The organism is Streptomyces sp. WAC04114, assembly GCF_019733245.1.
GTDB classification, from domain to species: Bacteria; Actinomycetota; Actinomycetes; order Streptomycetales; family Streptomycetaceae; genus Streptomyces; species Streptomyces massasporeus_A.
Map to the genome: position 1 here is coordinate 1 of NZ_JAIGQA010000217.1, position 12,691 is coordinate 12,691.

The window sequence follows — 12,691 nt, forward strand, 5'->3', positions numbered from 1 at the left end:
ACCCACGGCCATCAGCCTGCGCTACCCGCCCCGCGTCACCGGCGACCTCGGCTTCGGCGCGCTGCTGCCGCTGCTGCGGGCCCGTCGGGTGGCCGATGTGGACCGGGCTTTCGACCGCTGGGCCGAGCCGGTCAACGTCGTCCAGGCCGCCGACACCGAGGGCGGTGTCCTGCACCGCGTGGCCGGACGGGTGCCGCTGCGCGCCCAGGCCAACTCGCTCCGGGTCGTGCCCGCCTGGGAGCCCGGCCACGACTGGCACGGCTGGCACGTGCCGCCCCGCGCCGGACTCACCGACGGTGTCGCCGTCATGGCCAACCAGCGCGGCCCGGCCGAACCCCTCGGCGTCGAGTTCGCCCCGCCGCACCGCGCCGACCGCATCGCCGCGCTGCTCGCGGGCAAGGAGCGCTGGTCCGCCGCCGACATGCCCGCCCTCCACACGGACACCCACCTGGCCTCCGCCTCCCCCCTCCTGGACCACCTCGACGCCCTCGACGACCTCACCCCCGAGGCAGCCGCCCTCCGGGACCGACTCCTCGGCTGGGACCGCCGCATGGACGCCGGCAGCGCCGACGCGGCCCTCTACGCGGCCGTGCGCGGAGCGGTCGTACGGCATCTCGCGGCGCACCCGGCGTTCGCCGCGCTCACCACACCACCGGCGTACCCGGAGGTGTTCCAGCCCTGGCTCGCCCTCGTCCCCCGGGTCGGCTTCGCCCTCGAACACCTGCTGCGGGCCGAGGAGCTGTACGGCATCGACCGCCCGGCGGCCGTCCGCGCCGCCGTCGAGGACGTGGCCCTGCGCCCGCCGGCCGGTGTCTGGGGCGACACCCACCGTCTCGCCCCCTGGCGGGCACTGGAGCCGGAGCAGCCGTACGACGAGCCGGGGCTGTCCGGCGACCACGACTGCGTGCTGTGCACCTCGGGCGTGCCGGGTCTCACCGACCGCGCCGCCCGGGGGCCGGCCGCCCGCTACGTCTGGGACCTGGCCCGGCGCGAGGACAGCCGCTGGGTGGTCCCGCTCGGCGCCTCGGGCGTCCCGGGCTCGCCCCACCACCGCGACCAGCTGCCCCTCTGGCTCGCGGGCGACCTCGTCCCGGTCGTCACCGACTGGACCCGGCTGAAGAAGGAAACCGATGTCTGACCCGTACGCCGCCCGCACGCCCGTCCACGAGCAGGTGATCGACGGCTTCGGCACCGTCCGCGTCCTGCCGCTCGACCCCGGGGCCGACGCCGCGGTGATCCACCGGTGGGTCGGCGAGGACCGGGCCGCCTTCTGGGGCATGACCGACCTGACCGAGCAACAGGTCGCCGGGATCTACGCCCACATGGCCACGCTCGACACCCACCACGCCTACCTCGTCGTCCGGGACGGCGAGCCGGTCGCGCTCCTCCAGACCTACGAGCCGGAGGCCGACCGGGTGAGCGAGTGCTACCAGGTCCGCCCCGGCGACATCGGCGTCCACCTGCTCCTCGCCCCCGCAGGACCGGGCGGCGCGCGGCCCGGCTGGACCGCGCGGCTGGTGTCTGTCGTCGCCGGATACGTCCTGCTCGGCCTGGACCGCCAACGGGTCGTGGTCGACCCGGACGTGCGCAACGAGAAGGCCGTCGCCCGTTTCCTCAAGCTCGGCTTCGCCGCCGGGCCGGTGGTGGTGCTGCCGGAGATCGACCTCCCGGACGTGTATCTGCCGCAGAAGAAGGCCCAGCTCGCCTTCCTCGACCGGGAGATACTGTTCCCCGCGTGACCCCAGAGGACCTCATCGCCCACTACGGCCTCGAACCGATCCCGAGCGAGGGCGGCCTGTTCCGCCAGACCTGGGCCGGCCCCGAACGGCCCGACGGCAGGCCGGAGGGCACGGCGATCGTCGCGCTCCTGACGGAGGGCGACTTCTCCGCCCTCCACCGCCTGCCGACGGACGAGATCTGGCACTTCTACCGGGGTGATCCCCTGGAGCTCCTCCTGCTCGCCCCCGACGGCAGCACGGGGACGGTGGTCCTCGGGCCGGACGTCCTGAACGGCCAGCACGTCCAGTTCACGGTGCCGGCGGGCACGTGGATGGGCGGCAGGGTGCGCGGGGCCGGGCAGTGGACCCTGTTCGGCTGCACGATGGCGCCCGGCTTCACGTTCGACGGCTATGAGCACGGGGACGCCGCGGAGCTGACGGCCCGCTATCCGGCGGTGGCCGACGAGATCGCGCGGCTGTCCAGGCCTGCCTCCTGAGCCCGGTGAGCACCGCACGTCTCTCGGGCTCGGTTGGCACGACACCTCTGCCGAGCCCGAGCACAACACCCATCCGGTCCGTACTTCAGGTGAGCACTACACCCATCAGGTCCGTACTTCACTCGTAGCCGTACAGCCCGACCCCGGAGACCTACGTGGACCAACGGCGGAACGAGGATCGCAATGTCGGACATCCCCGGCGATTCCAAGCCTTGGTGCTGCTCGGCACCGTGCTGGTACTGCTCCTCGCCGGAGCAGCCCCCGCCTCCGCCCACGCCGCCCTCCGCGGCACCGACCCCGACGACGGATCCGTCGTCAAGCGGGCCCCCCGTCACGTCACCCTGACCTTCACCGAGTCCGTGGGCCTGCTCGACGACTCCTTCCGGGTCTTCGGCCCCGACCAGCGCCGGGTCCACACCGGCGAGGCCACGCACGCGGACGGCCGTTCCGACACCGCCCGGATCGGTCTGCCCCGCAAGCTCGCCCAGGGCACGTACACGGTGGCCTGGCGGGTGGTCTCCGCCGACAGCCACCCCGTCTCCGGCGCCTTCTCCTTCTCTGTGGGCAAGCGTTCGGCGACGACCTCCCCGATCGACACGGGCCCGGCCGAGGACCCGCTCACCGGCGGCCTCAACGACGCCGCCCGCTACCTCGCCTACCTTGCCGGCGCGCTGCTCGTCGGCCTGGCCGCGTTCGCCCTGCTCTGCCGGCCCGCGGACACCTCCGCCCTGCGCCGGCCGCTGGTGGCGGCCTGGTGGACGCTCGTGGGCTCGACGGTCGTCCTGCTCCTGCTGCGCGCCCCGTACGAGGCGGGCACCGGCCCGGCCGACGCGTTCGACGCCGCCGCCCTCGGCCGCACCCTGACCGGCCGCCCGGGCCAGGCCCTGCTCGCCCGGCTCGCCGTCCTCCTGCTGACCGCGGCCTTCCTGATGTGGCTGTCCAGGCGCCGTGACGCCGGGCAGCGGCCGCTCGCCCTGGCGGCCGGCACCGCCCTGGCCGCGGCCCTGGCCCTGACCTGGGCGGCGGCGGAGCACGCCTCCGCCGGGATCCAGGTGCCGCTGGCGATGACGTCGTCCGTGCTGCACCTGCTGGCGACGGGCGTCTGGCTCGGCGGCCTGGTGGCGCTGCTGCTGACCCTGCGCCGCTCGTCCCGCGACGGCGTGGCGGACGACAGGGCCGACGAAATGGCGGACGGAGTGGCGGACGAGATGGCCGCGGTCGTCTCCCGCTTCTCCCGGATCGCCTTCGCGGCGGTGACCGTCCTGGCCGTCACGGGCGTCTACCAGTCATGGCGCGGCCTGGGCTCCCTGTCCGCGCTGTCCGGCACGTCGTACGGCCGTCTGCTGCTCGCCAAACTGGCCGGGGTGGTCGTGCTGCTGCTGGCGGCCCGGTACTCACGGCGCTGGACGGCGCGGATCGCGGCCCCGGCGACGAGCGTGCCGCGGGTGGCCCCCGCTACGACCGTGCCCCGGGCGGCCGCCGTCCACAAGCGCGTCCCGCAGCCGGTGGGTGCACCGGCGGAGGGCCCGGGCACCGGGGAACCCGAGACGCCGGACAAGCGGACGGAGGAGCCTCCCGCGGACAAGGGAGCACAGGAGCCCCCCTCGGACCAGGGAGCGCAGGAGCCTCCCTCGGACAAGGCAGCACAGGAGCCTCCCGCGCCCGGAGCCGGTCCGGACGCCCGGCGCCTGCTGCGCCGGTCCGTCCTGGTGGAGGTCGCCGTCGCGGCAGTGGTACTGATGATCACCACCGTGCTCACGGGGACCCTCCCGGCCCGTGCCCAGGCCGAGGCGGCCCGGCAGGCCCCGGCGGGCGCGCTGCCGCCCACCACCCTGGTCACCGTGCCCTACGACACCGGCACGGCATCCGTGAGCGGACGCGGCACGGTCCAGGTCACCCTGGACCCGGCCCGCGTCGGCGAGAACGGCATCCAGGCCGTGGTCGCCGGTTCCGACAAGGGCCTGACCGTCGTTCCCGAGGTCCGCATCACCTTCACCCTGCCTTCCCGGAAGGTCGGCCCGATCGACGCCGAACTCGTCGACCGGGGCGGCTACTGGACCACCAACTCCGTCAACCTGCCGCTCGCCGGGAACTGGACGATGAAGACGACCGTGCGGGTGTCGGACGTGGACCAGGTGTCGGTGGAGCGCCGGGTGCGGATCGCGCCCTAGGGAGCCGTGCCGCCGTCCGGTCCCGGTCGAGGAGCCGTGTCATGCTCTCGGCGGCGCGGACGGCCGCGTCACCGCAGCAGTTGTTGAACAGCACGTGGACCTGCTCGGTCCGCTCGGCCAGCCGATGCACGCGGGGCAGCCACTCGGCGAGTTCGTTCTCGTCGTAGGCGTGCCGGAACCGGTCCTCCTTGCTGCCGGTGCCCCACGCGGTGCTGCGGCCGTGGAACCGGATCACCGAGAGCCGGGGCGAGGTCACGGGGGTGACGGGCGGGACGGAGGAGGGCAGCGTCTGCGTCATGTCGACGGCGACCGCGGCCAGGCCGTGCCGGGTCAGCAGCGCGCCGGTCGCCTCGTCCTGCCCCGGCTCCCACCAGGAGGGGTGCCGGAACTCGACGGCGACGGGCCAGCCCTCGGTCCGCTCCGCGCACTCCCGGAGGAACGCCTGAGCCCGCTGCCCGGGCCGGAACCAGGGCGGGAACTGGAACAGCACGCTCCCGAGCCGCCCGGCCTCCCGCAGCGGCTCGATCCCGGCCGCGAACCGCGCCCACACCTCGTCGAGGACCGCCGGGTCCCGCGGCTCGGCCGGCAACCCGGCCGGCATCACCGCTGCCCGGGTGGGATGCCCGGTGAGCAGCGAGAACGCCTTCACGTCGAACACGAACCCGTCCGGTGTGCGCTCGGCCCACAACCGGCTGTTCCGCTCGCCCGGAAGCGCGTAGTACGAGGCGTCGACCTCGACGACACCGAACCGCTCGGCGTAGTGCCGTAACCGCCCCTCGGCGTCCCGCCGCCCCGGCGGGTACCAGCCGCTGCCGACCAGCGCCCGGTCGGTCCAGGAACACGTGCCCACGAGGATCTGACCCATGGGGGAGCGGTTACCCGGGCCCGGCGGCGGCAGGCTCCGCGTCTCGGCCGGACGTCACGGTGAGACCCGCCACAATCGGGGTAAGCGGGTGATATCTGTGCAAATCCGGTGTTACGGCTGATTCTCCCCGAGAGCGAGATGACCGACCATGGAGCAGCCCGTCACCGTCGGCCGGGCCGGCCGGTCGTTCGGAGAAGAACCCGAGACCCTCGAAGCCCTCGTCGACACATCCCTCACGGCCCGTGTCACCCTCGACGAACACGGCACCGTGACCGGCTGGAACGCGGGCGCCGAGCGGCTCCTCGGGTACTCGGCCGAGCAGCTGACCGGCCGCCGTGCCGCGGACCTGCTGGCCGAGCCGATCCCGGTGCGGGGCGGTCTGCCCACGCTCGCCGGGCTGCCCCGCTGGAGCGGCGACGTGGCGCTCCGGCACCGTGACGGCCGGAAACTGACGGTCAGGATCCTCGCCCACCACCGGCCGCCCGGCGCCGGCGCCCCCGCCTGGCTCATCGTCTCCGCCCTGACCGACCGGCAGCCACCGGCCGGCCTCGACGAGTCCCTCGTGAGCTGGAGCTTCGCCCAGTCCCCGTGCTGCGCCCAGGCGATCTACGACACCCGGCTGCGGCTGCGCCGGGCCAACGCCGACATGGAACGGTCCGCCGCGCTCACCGAGGAGGAGATGCGGGGCCTGCGCGTGTCCGAGATCAGCGACCACGACGCCGGCCTGCGGGCGGAACGCAGCATGGCCCGGGTGCTGCGCACCGGCGAACCGGAGTACCAGGAGAATTACCTGCGCGCATCCGGCGAGAACCATGAACACGCCTGGTCGGTCTTCATCTCCGCGTTGCGCGACCACGAGGGCACCATCCGGGGCGTCTGCCTCTCGGCGCACGACATGACCGAGCAGTTCTGGGCCCGCAAGCGCCTCCAGCTGATCGCCGAGGCCGGCCGGCGCATCGGCAGCACGCTCGACGTGACGCGCACGGCCCAGGAGCTCGCGGACGTGACCGTCCCGGTCCTGGCCGACTTCGTCAGCGTCGATCTGCTGGCCGCCCTGGACGACGCACCCGAGCCGCCCGCGTCGGCGATCCCGGCGAACGGACCGCTGCTGCTGCGCCGGGCCGCGCTGCGGTCGGTGTCCCCGGACGCCCCGGAGTCGGCCGTGGCGGTCGGCGCGGTCGACTCCTACCCCCCGGGCTCCATGCCCTTCGAGAGCCTGCGCACCGGACGCCCCGCCCTGCACGAGGTGACCGACCCGGCGTTCACCGCCTGGCTCGCCCGCGACCCGGCCCGCGCCGCCCGGGTCCGGGCGTTCGGCATCCACTCCGCGATGGCCGTGCCGCTGGCCGCCCGCGGCACCACCCTGGGCGTCGCCTTCTTCGTCCGGCACCGCAACCAGGAGGCCTTCCAGCACGACGACCTGGTCCTGGCCGGGGAGCTCGCCGCCCGGGCCGCGGTCAGCATCGACAACGCCCGCCGCTACACCCGCGAGCGGGCCACCGCGGTCACGCTCCAGCGCAGCCTGCTGCCACAGCGGCTGCCCCGGCAGGCGGCCGTCGAGGTCGCCTCCCGCTACCTCCCGGCGGGCCCCCACGCCGGCGTCGGCGGCGACTGGTTCGACGTCATCCCCCTCTCGGGCGCGCGGGTGGCCCTAGTCGTAGGGGACGTGGTCGGCCACGGCCTGGTCGCCTCGGCGACCATGGGGCGGCTGCGCACGGCGGTCCGCACGCTGGCCGACATCGACCTGCCCTGCGACGAACTGCTCACCCACCTCGACGACCTGGTCGCCCGCTTGAACACCGAGGAGGAGAGCGACACCGAGGGCAGGCGTGCGGGCTCCCCCGAGACCTCGAGCGACGTCGGGGCCACCTGCCTGTACGCCGTCTACGACCCCGTGACGCGGTGCTGCTGCTTCGCCGCGGCCGGGCATCCCGAACCGGCCGTGGTGAGCCCCGACGGCACCGTCGACCTCGTCGGCCTCCCGGCCGCGCCCCCGCTGGGTGTGGGCGGCCTGCCGTACGAGGCCACCGAGGTGGTCATCCCCGAGGGCAGTCTGCTCGCCCTCTACACCAACGGCCTGGTCGAGACGCCCGACCGGGACCTCGACACCGGAGTGCGCCGGCTGCGGGAGGCCCTGACCCGCCCGGCGGCCTCGCTGGACGCCCTGTGCGACACGGTCCTCACCGAGTTGCTGCCCCCGCGCCCGGCCGACGACGTGGCCCTGCTCATCGCACGCACCCGTGCGCTCGACGCGCGGCAGGTCGCCACCTGGGCGGTGCCGGCCGACCCGTCCGCGGTCGCGCAGACCCGCAAGGACGTGGTGGCGCAGCTGGAGCGGTGGGGGCTCTCCGACGCCGTGTTCGTCACGGAACTGGTCGTCAGCGAGCTCGTCACCAACGCCATCCGGCACGCCGAACCGCCGGTCCAGCTCCGGCTGATCCACGACACGACCCTGATCTGCGAGGTCTCCGACGGCGGCAACACCGCTCCTCACCTGCGGCGCGCCCGCAGCTACGACGAGGGCGGGCGCGGTCTGCTCCTCGTCGCCCAGCTGACCGAGCGCTGGGGCACCCGCCAGAGCGCGGCGGGCAAGACCATCTGGGCGGAACAGGCACTGACCCCGGCGTGAGGAGCCACCGGACATGACCACACCCGCGTCCCGGCGGGCCGCCCGCGCCCCCGTCCAGCAGGCCGCCGTGCTGCTCGGCCTGGTCTTCCTCGTGATCGGCGTGCTGGGCTTCCTCCCCGGCGTCACCACCGACTACGGCTCGCTGGAGTTCGCCTCGCACGAGTCGGGCGCCGAACTGTTCGGCCTTTTCCAGGTGTCGATCCTGCACAACCTGGTGCACCTGGGCTACGGCCTCGCGGGTCTGATCCTCGCGGGCACGGCCGCGGGAGCGTACTCGTATCTGCTGGTCGGCGGCGCCGTCTACCTGGTGCTGTGGGTGTACGGCCTGTCGGTCGGCCATGACAGCGACGCCAACTTCGTGCCGTTGAACACCGCGGACGACTGGCTCCACTGCGTCCTGGGCGTCGCCATGATCGGCCTGGCCCTGGCCCTCAGCCGGCGCGAGACGCCCTCCGGCGCACGACAGGGACCCGAAGCACGGTAAGGACCCCGGCGCACGGCAAGGACAGGACCCCCGGCGCACGGCAAGGATCACCGAGGACGGTATGCAGACCTTCCTGCCCTACCCCGACTTCCGCACCACGGCCCTGGCCCTCGACCGCCGCCGGCTCGGCAAACAACGCGTCGAGACGCTGCAGGTCCTGCGCGGCCTGGTCGTCCCCGGTTACGGCTGGCGCCGCCACCCGGCCGTGAAGATGTGGCTCGGCTACGAGGAGGCGCTGGTCCGCTACGGCCTGGAGATCTGCCGCGTCTGGCGCGAACAGGGCCACCAGGACACCTGCGCGGCGACGCTCGTGGCCGACCTGGCGGCGACCCGCCCTCACGCCCCGATCCGCGACCAGCATCTCCTGGCCGCCGAGGGCGAACTCCCGCCCTGGCTCGGCGACGACCCGTTCCACGAGAGCCACCGCTCGGCCCTGGTCCGCAAGGACCCCGAGACCTACGCGGCCCTCTTCCCGGACGTCCCCGACGATCTGCCGTACGTCTGGCCGACGTCGGACCGCACGGGCGGGCAGCCGTCACCCGACTGACGGGTGCCGCTTCGAGTCGCTGTGGGCCGGGCGGGGACTAGGCGGCCCTGCGGCGCGCCGGACGTCCGGACGGGGCGGGCTGCTCCGTCAGGTCGTCGAGCGGGAAGGCGTCGTCCTCCCCGAAGTCCGGGGCCTGGAAGGGGTTGGTCGCCGGAGCCGGCGACGCCGCACGGGAACGGCTGGTCTGCCCTTCCACGGCGGAGAACAGCGAAGTCGGTTCGATGAGAGGTCTCTTTTCGTTACTGGCCCAGGTCAGGGCCAGGCGTGCCCTGACCGGGCACGGAGGTCCTACAGCTTGGTCATCTTGGCGTACGGGCTCAGGATCCGCATTTGCGCCGAACCGAAGTCCACGAGCGCGGCGATCCCGTCCTCGATGCCGATGACCCGGCCGAGCCCGTACATGTCGTGCGTGACCTGGTCACCCACGGCGAAGTGCTTGGGAGCGGGGGCGACCGGAGCCTTGAAGGGGCTGGTAGGCAAATGACGCTTGGGAGCAGCAGGCTTAGTCATTGGCCTCAGTATGCGCCTACCGACGCCCCTCGCGCTGCGGCTGTCCACGTCCAGTGCCCGAACCGAGACGTAAGAGAAGCGTTGCCCGGGCCCTGTGCCGGGTCTTGCGCTGGCTCGAAAAATCGAACACATGATTGAATTCGGCCATGCGAACGTTTCCCGACGACCTCGTCCGGGCGCAACAGGAGTGGAGTGCCACCTACCGGCAGCTCGCCGACCGGCCCGGCCGCACCGAGCTGCGCCGACGTCTGCTGCGGCTGTCGGCCCAGGCGTTCTTCCACCCCTACTGGCAGCGGCGACGGCCCAGCCCGGCGGCGTGGTGGGAGCTGCGTGAGCTGGGGCGGGCGGCCGGGGACGTGCGTGAGCGGCTGCACCGGTGACGCCCCGGCCTGCGGGACCGTACGTCCCGGATGATCCTGAAGGTATGGCCGGACCGATTCGCGTGACCGTGCACCCACCGTCGCCCTCGGGCGGCCGCCGCGTGCGCGTGGACGGCGAGATCCTCGGGCTCGCCCACGACGTGACCGATGTCGCGGAGTTCCTCCGCCGCGCGGGGCTGGAGATCGACCCCGCGGACGTGGCGGAGGTTTCGTGGATCGACTGGCGCGGCGTGGGGCCGGAGCACTGGGGTCCGCAGGCGGGCGGCTGACGCCGTGACCTTGTGGATGACGTGGGACCTGGAAGGGGTCGGTACGGCCTCCCAGTCCGTGGAGGGCGTGGAAGAGGCCGCCCAATGGCTGGTCGAATCCACGGAGCGCTCCAGGCGCGTCTTCGACTCCGAGTGGCAGTGGCGCAGGCTCGTGGACTCGGCGCTGCGGGTGCGCGAGGTGATGCTCGACGAGGGGCGCCGGACCCTGGAGCGCGGTGCGCCTTGGGAGTCGAGGGACGAGGGCGTGACGGTACGCCTCGCCCCGAGGGGTGCATGAGGATGTCCGAGCCACCACATCGCGCCAAAATGGCCTTAACGACTCTTTCCTCCCTTCTATCTCGTGCCATCGCCGTCATCGCCGCCATCGCCGCACCGGAGGGCACCCATGACCGACCTCAAGTTCGAGCAGAAGCGTTCGCTGTCACGCCAGGAGGCCGCCGACCAGCTCGCGGCACTCGCAGACGCCCTGAGGGAGGGCGGGGACGCCGAGCTGGAACTCGGCACCGGAACACTGGGCCTGCGCATCCCCGAGGACCTGCACAGCGAGCTGGAGGTCGAGGTCGACGGCGGGGAGATCGAGCTGGAGATCGAACTGAAGTGGAAGACCGCACCGACGCGGGCGGCACGGTCCCGGACCGAGGCGCCGGCGGAGAAGCCCAAGCGGAAGAACACCGGAAGCGCCGCGAAGCGGAGCGCCCCGAAATCTCCGTGAGCCGGTAAACGCCAGAGGGCCGGACCACTGTCGCGGTCCGGCCCTCTGGGCTGGCGGAGGATACGAGATTCGAACTCGTGAGGGGTTGCCCCCAACACGCTTTCCAAGCGTGCGCCCTAGGCCTCTAGGCGAATCCTCCGCCGCAAACAATACAAGACGTTGAGGAGTGCTCGCGAACTCGTTCCCGCTCCCGACATCAGGTAGCCTTGGCGCAGCCCCTCACGCGGCGCTATCTGACTGAACTCCCCCAGGGCCGGAAGGCAGCAAGGGTAGGTTGGCTCTGGCGGGTGCGTGGGGGGCGTCTGCGTTCCGGGGCGGGATCTTCCCGGCCGGGCCCGGGCCGGGCCCGATGTCAGTGGGCGCCTATAACCTCGTATGCGTGTCGTCTCTCGCTCTGTACCGCCGCTACCGCCCGGAGACCTTCGCCGAGGTCATCGGGCAGGAGCATGTCACCGACCCGCTGCAGCAGGCGCTGCGGAACAACCGGGTCAATCACGCGTACCTGTTCAGCGGGCCGCGCGGCTGTGGCAAGACGACCAGCGCCCGCATCCTCGCGCGCTGCCTGAACTGCGAGCAGGGGCCCACGCCGACACCCTGCGGGGAGTGTCAGTCCTGTCAGGACCTCGCGCGCAACGGCCCCGGTTCCATCGACGTCATCGAGATCGACGCCGCTTCGCACGGAGGCGTGGACGACGCCCGTGACCTGCGCGAGAAGGCCTTCTTCGGGCCCGCCCGCAGCCGTTACAAGATCTACATCATCGACGAGGCCCACATGGTCACGTCGGCCGGCTTCAACGCGCTGCTGAAGGTCGTCGAGGAGCCGCCGGAGCATCTCAAGTTCATCTTCGCGACCACCGAGCCCGAGAAGGTCATCGGGACGATCCGGTCCCGGACCCACCACTACCCCTTCCGGCTCGTGCCCCCCGGCACGCTCCGGGAGTACCTCGGGCAGGTCTGCCAGAAGGAGACCATTCCGGTCGCGGAGGGCGTGCTCCCGCTCGTCGTGCGCGCCGGCGGCGGGTCCGTGCGTGACTCCATGTCCGTGATGGACCAGCTGCTCGCCGGCGCCGCCGCCGACGGTGTGACATACGCCATGGCCACCGCCCTGCTCGGGTACACCGACGGCTCTCTGCTCGACTCGGTCGTCGAGGCCTTCGCCACCGGCGACGGAGCCGCGGCCTTCGAGGTCGTCGACCGTGTGATCGAGGGCGGCAACGACCCCCGGCGCTTCGTCGCCGACCTGCTGGAGCGGCTGCGCGACCTGGTGATCCTCGCCGCCGTCCCGGACGCGGCGGAGAAGGGGCTCATCGACGCCCCCGCCGATGTGATCGAGCGCATGCTGGCCCAGGCCGGCACCTTCGGCCCCGCCGAACTGACCCGCGCCGCCGACATCGTCAACGAGGGCCTGACCGAGATGCGCGGCGCCCACTCGCCCCGTCTCCAGCTCGAGCTGATCTGCGCCCGCGTGCTGCTCCCCGCCGCCTACGGCGACGAGCGGTCCGTGATGGCCCGCCTCGACCGGATCGAGCGCGGCGTGAACTACTCCGCGGGCCCCGTCGGCATGCCCGCCGCGGGCTACGCACCCGGGCCGGAAGGCCATGGGGGAGCGGCCGCCGCTCCCTTCCAGGCGGGTGGCGGCGGCGCGGTGCCATCGGGCGGCGGCCCGGCCGCGGCCCGCGCTGCCGTCCGTGCGTCCGGAGCAGGAGCACCGGGCAATGGTGGTGTCTCGCCCGGCGCCGGTGGCGTCGGTCCTGTGCCGGCCGCGGCCGACTCGGCCCCTCCGGCGACGGGCCCGGGTGCGCCGCAGCCCGCGCAAGGCCAGGGCGCGACGCCGACGGCACCGGCCGCGCCCCCGGCTCATGCCCCTGCTCCCGGCTCCCAGGCCGGACCTGGTGCCCCTGGAGGTCCC

General features: G+C 73.3%; 15 protein-coding genes, 1 tRNA gene and 1 other RNA gene. 13 read left to right on the plus strand and 4 right to left on the minus strand.

All coding sequences use genetic code 11. The annotated features are described in order from the left end of the window. The 4 genes from K4G64_RS34745 to K4G64_RS34760 form a co-directional block, all read left to right on the plus strand. The coding region (locus K4G64_RS34745) for a penicillin acylase family protein (protein WP_221759886.1) at positions 1-1,138 on the plus strand (1,138 nt) is incomplete at its 5' end. After that, positions 1,131-1,739 (plus strand): GNAT family N-acetyltransferase, encoded by a 609-nt coding sequence (locus tag K4G64_RS34750; RefSeq protein WP_221759887.1) that lies wholly within the window; start codon positions 1,131-1,133, stop codon positions 1,737-1,739. The genes K4G64_RS34745 and K4G64_RS34750, both read left to right, overlap by 8 nt. Next, positions 1,736-2,215, plus strand: a complete 480-nt coding sequence (locus tag K4G64_RS34755; RefSeq protein ID WP_221759888.1) for a cupin domain-containing protein — start codon at positions 1,736-1,738, stop codon at positions 2,213-2,215. Before K4G64_RS34750 ends, K4G64_RS34755 begins: the two co-directional genes overlap by 4 nt. Before the next feature lie 215 nt (positions 2,216-2,430). Further along, complete coding sequence (locus K4G64_RS34760) at positions 2,431-4,386, plus strand: copper resistance protein CopC (protein ID WP_221759889.1); 1,956 nt, start codon at positions 2,431-2,433, stop codon at positions 4,384-4,386. Here K4G64_RS34760 and K4G64_RS34765 read toward each other — a convergent pair. Continuing rightward, positions 4,286-5,251 carry a DUF72 domain-containing protein gene (locus tag K4G64_RS34765; RefSeq protein WP_221759890.1) on the minus strand — a complete coding sequence of 322 codons (966 nt, stop codon included), beginning with the start codon at positions 5,249-5,251 and terminating at the stop codon, positions 4,286-4,288. The two genes, K4G64_RS34760 and K4G64_RS34765, sit on opposite strands and share 101 nt — an antisense overlap. Positions 5,252-5,399: 148 nt before the next feature. Here K4G64_RS34765 and K4G64_RS34770 point away from each other — a divergent pair, with 148 nt between their 5' ends. From K4G64_RS34770 to K4G64_RS34780, 3 genes are all read left to right on the plus strand, one after another. Beyond that, positions 5,400-7,880, plus strand: a complete 2,481-nt coding sequence (locus K4G64_RS34770; RefSeq protein ID WP_221759891.1) for a SpoIIE family protein phosphatase — start codon at positions 5,400-5,402, stop codon at positions 7,878-7,880. A 13-nt stretch (positions 7,881-7,893) separates the two neighbouring features. Next, a complete protein-coding gene (locus tag K4G64_RS34775) occupies positions 7,894-8,364 on the plus strand; it encodes a DUF4383 domain-containing protein (protein ID WP_221759892.1) in 471 nt (156 codons plus the stop codon). A gap of 61 nt (positions 8,365-8,425) precedes the next feature. After that, on the plus strand, positions 8,426-8,911 hold the full coding sequence (locus K4G64_RS34780; protein ID WP_221759893.1) for an MSMEG_6728 family protein: 486 nt from the start codon (positions 8,426-8,428) through the stop codon (positions 8,909-8,911). A 37-nt stretch (positions 8,912-8,948) separates the two neighbouring features. Here the strand turns inward: K4G64_RS34780 and K4G64_RS34785 are convergent, their stop codons facing one another. After that, the gene (locus K4G64_RS34785) at positions 8,949-9,107 is read right to left on the minus strand and encodes a hypothetical protein (RefSeq protein WP_308122570.1); all 159 of its coding nucleotides are present in this window, start codon (positions 9,105-9,107) and stop codon (positions 8,949-8,951) included. Between the two features lie 92 nt (positions 9,108-9,199). After that, entirely contained in the window at positions 9,200-9,421 is a 222-nt protein-coding gene (locus K4G64_RS34790; RefSeq protein WP_031110278.1) for a hypothetical protein, read from the minus strand. A gap of 146 nt (positions 9,422-9,567) precedes the next feature. Here K4G64_RS34790 and K4G64_RS34795 point away from each other — a divergent pair, with 146 nt between their 5' ends. The 4 genes from K4G64_RS34795 (at position 9,568) to K4G64_RS34810 (ending at position 10,782) form a co-directional block, all read left to right on the plus strand. After that, a complete protein-coding gene (locus tag K4G64_RS34795; protein WP_185008082.1) occupies positions 9,568-9,801 on the plus strand; it encodes a hypothetical protein in 234 nt (77 codons plus the stop codon). Positions 9,802-9,845: 44 nt separating this feature from the next. After that, a complete protein-coding gene (locus K4G64_RS34800) occupies positions 9,846-10,070 on the plus strand; it encodes a hypothetical protein (RefSeq protein WP_221759894.1) in 225 nt (74 codons plus the stop codon). A gap of 16 nt (positions 10,071-10,086) precedes the next feature. After that, positions 10,087-10,347 (plus strand): hypothetical protein, encoded by a 261-nt coding sequence (locus K4G64_RS34805; RefSeq protein ID WP_221759895.1) that lies wholly within the window; start codon positions 10,087-10,089, stop codon positions 10,345-10,347. 108 nt (positions 10,348-10,455) lie between these two features. Next, a complete protein-coding gene (locus K4G64_RS34810) occupies positions 10,456-10,782 on the plus strand; it encodes an amphi-Trp domain-containing protein (protein WP_221759896.1) in 327 nt (108 codons plus the stop codon). A gap of 51 nt (positions 10,783-10,833) precedes the next feature. Here the strand turns inward: K4G64_RS34810 and K4G64_RS34815 are convergent. Then, positions 10,834-10,921, minus strand: a tRNA-Ser gene (locus K4G64_RS34815). Between the two features lie 71 nt (positions 10,922-10,992). Between K4G64_RS34815 and ffs the strand changes: the two genes are divergently transcribed. Next, an RNA gene (gene ffs / locus K4G64_RS34820) (signal recognition particle sRNA small type) lies at positions 10,993-11,089 on the plus strand. Positions 11,090-11,161: 72 nt separating this feature from the next. Next, on the plus strand, positions 11,162-12,691 hold a 1,530-nt coding region (locus K4G64_RS34825; protein WP_221759897.1), incomplete at its 3' end, for a DNA polymerase III subunit gamma and tau.

Bases quoted from the DNA above. Each gene is read 5' to 3' on its own strand.
- K4G64_RS34750 (WP_221759887.1), top strand. From the start codon at position 1,131: ATGTCTGACCCGTACGCCGCCCGCACGCCCGTCCACGAGCAGGTGATC.
- K4G64_RS34765 (WP_221759890.1), bottom strand. From the start codon at position 5,251: ATGGGTCAGATCCTCGTGGGCACGTGTTCCTGGACCGACCGGGCGCTG.
- K4G64_RS34770 (WP_221759891.1), top strand. From the start codon at position 5,400: ATGGAGCAGCCCGTCACCGTCGGCCGGGCCGGCCGGTCGTTCGGAGAA.
- K4G64_RS34775 (WP_221759892.1), top strand. From the start codon at position 7,894: ATGACCACACCCGCGTCCCGGCGGGCCGCCCGCGCCCCCGTCCAGCAG.
- K4G64_RS34780 (WP_221759893.1), top strand. From the start codon at position 8,426: ATGCAGACCTTCCTGCCCTACCCCGACTTCCGCACCACGGCCCTGGCC.
- K4G64_RS34790 (WP_031110278.1), bottom strand. From the start codon at position 9,421: ATGACTAAGCCTGCTGCTCCCAAGCGTCATTTGCCTACCAGCCCCTTC.
- K4G64_RS34795 (WP_185008082.1), top strand. From the start codon at position 9,568: ATGCGAACGTTTCCCGACGACCTCGTCCGGGCGCAACAGGAGTGGAGT.
- K4G64_RS34800 (WP_221759894.1), top strand. From the start codon at position 9,846: ATGGCCGGACCGATTCGCGTGACCGTGCACCCACCGTCGCCCTCGGGC.
- K4G64_RS34805 (WP_221759895.1), top strand. From the start codon at position 10,087: ATGACGTGGGACCTGGAAGGGGTCGGTACGGCCTCCCAGTCCGTGGAG.
- K4G64_RS34810 (WP_221759896.1), top strand. From the start codon at position 10,456: ATGACCGACCTCAAGTTCGAGCAGAAGCGTTCGCTGTCACGCCAGGAG.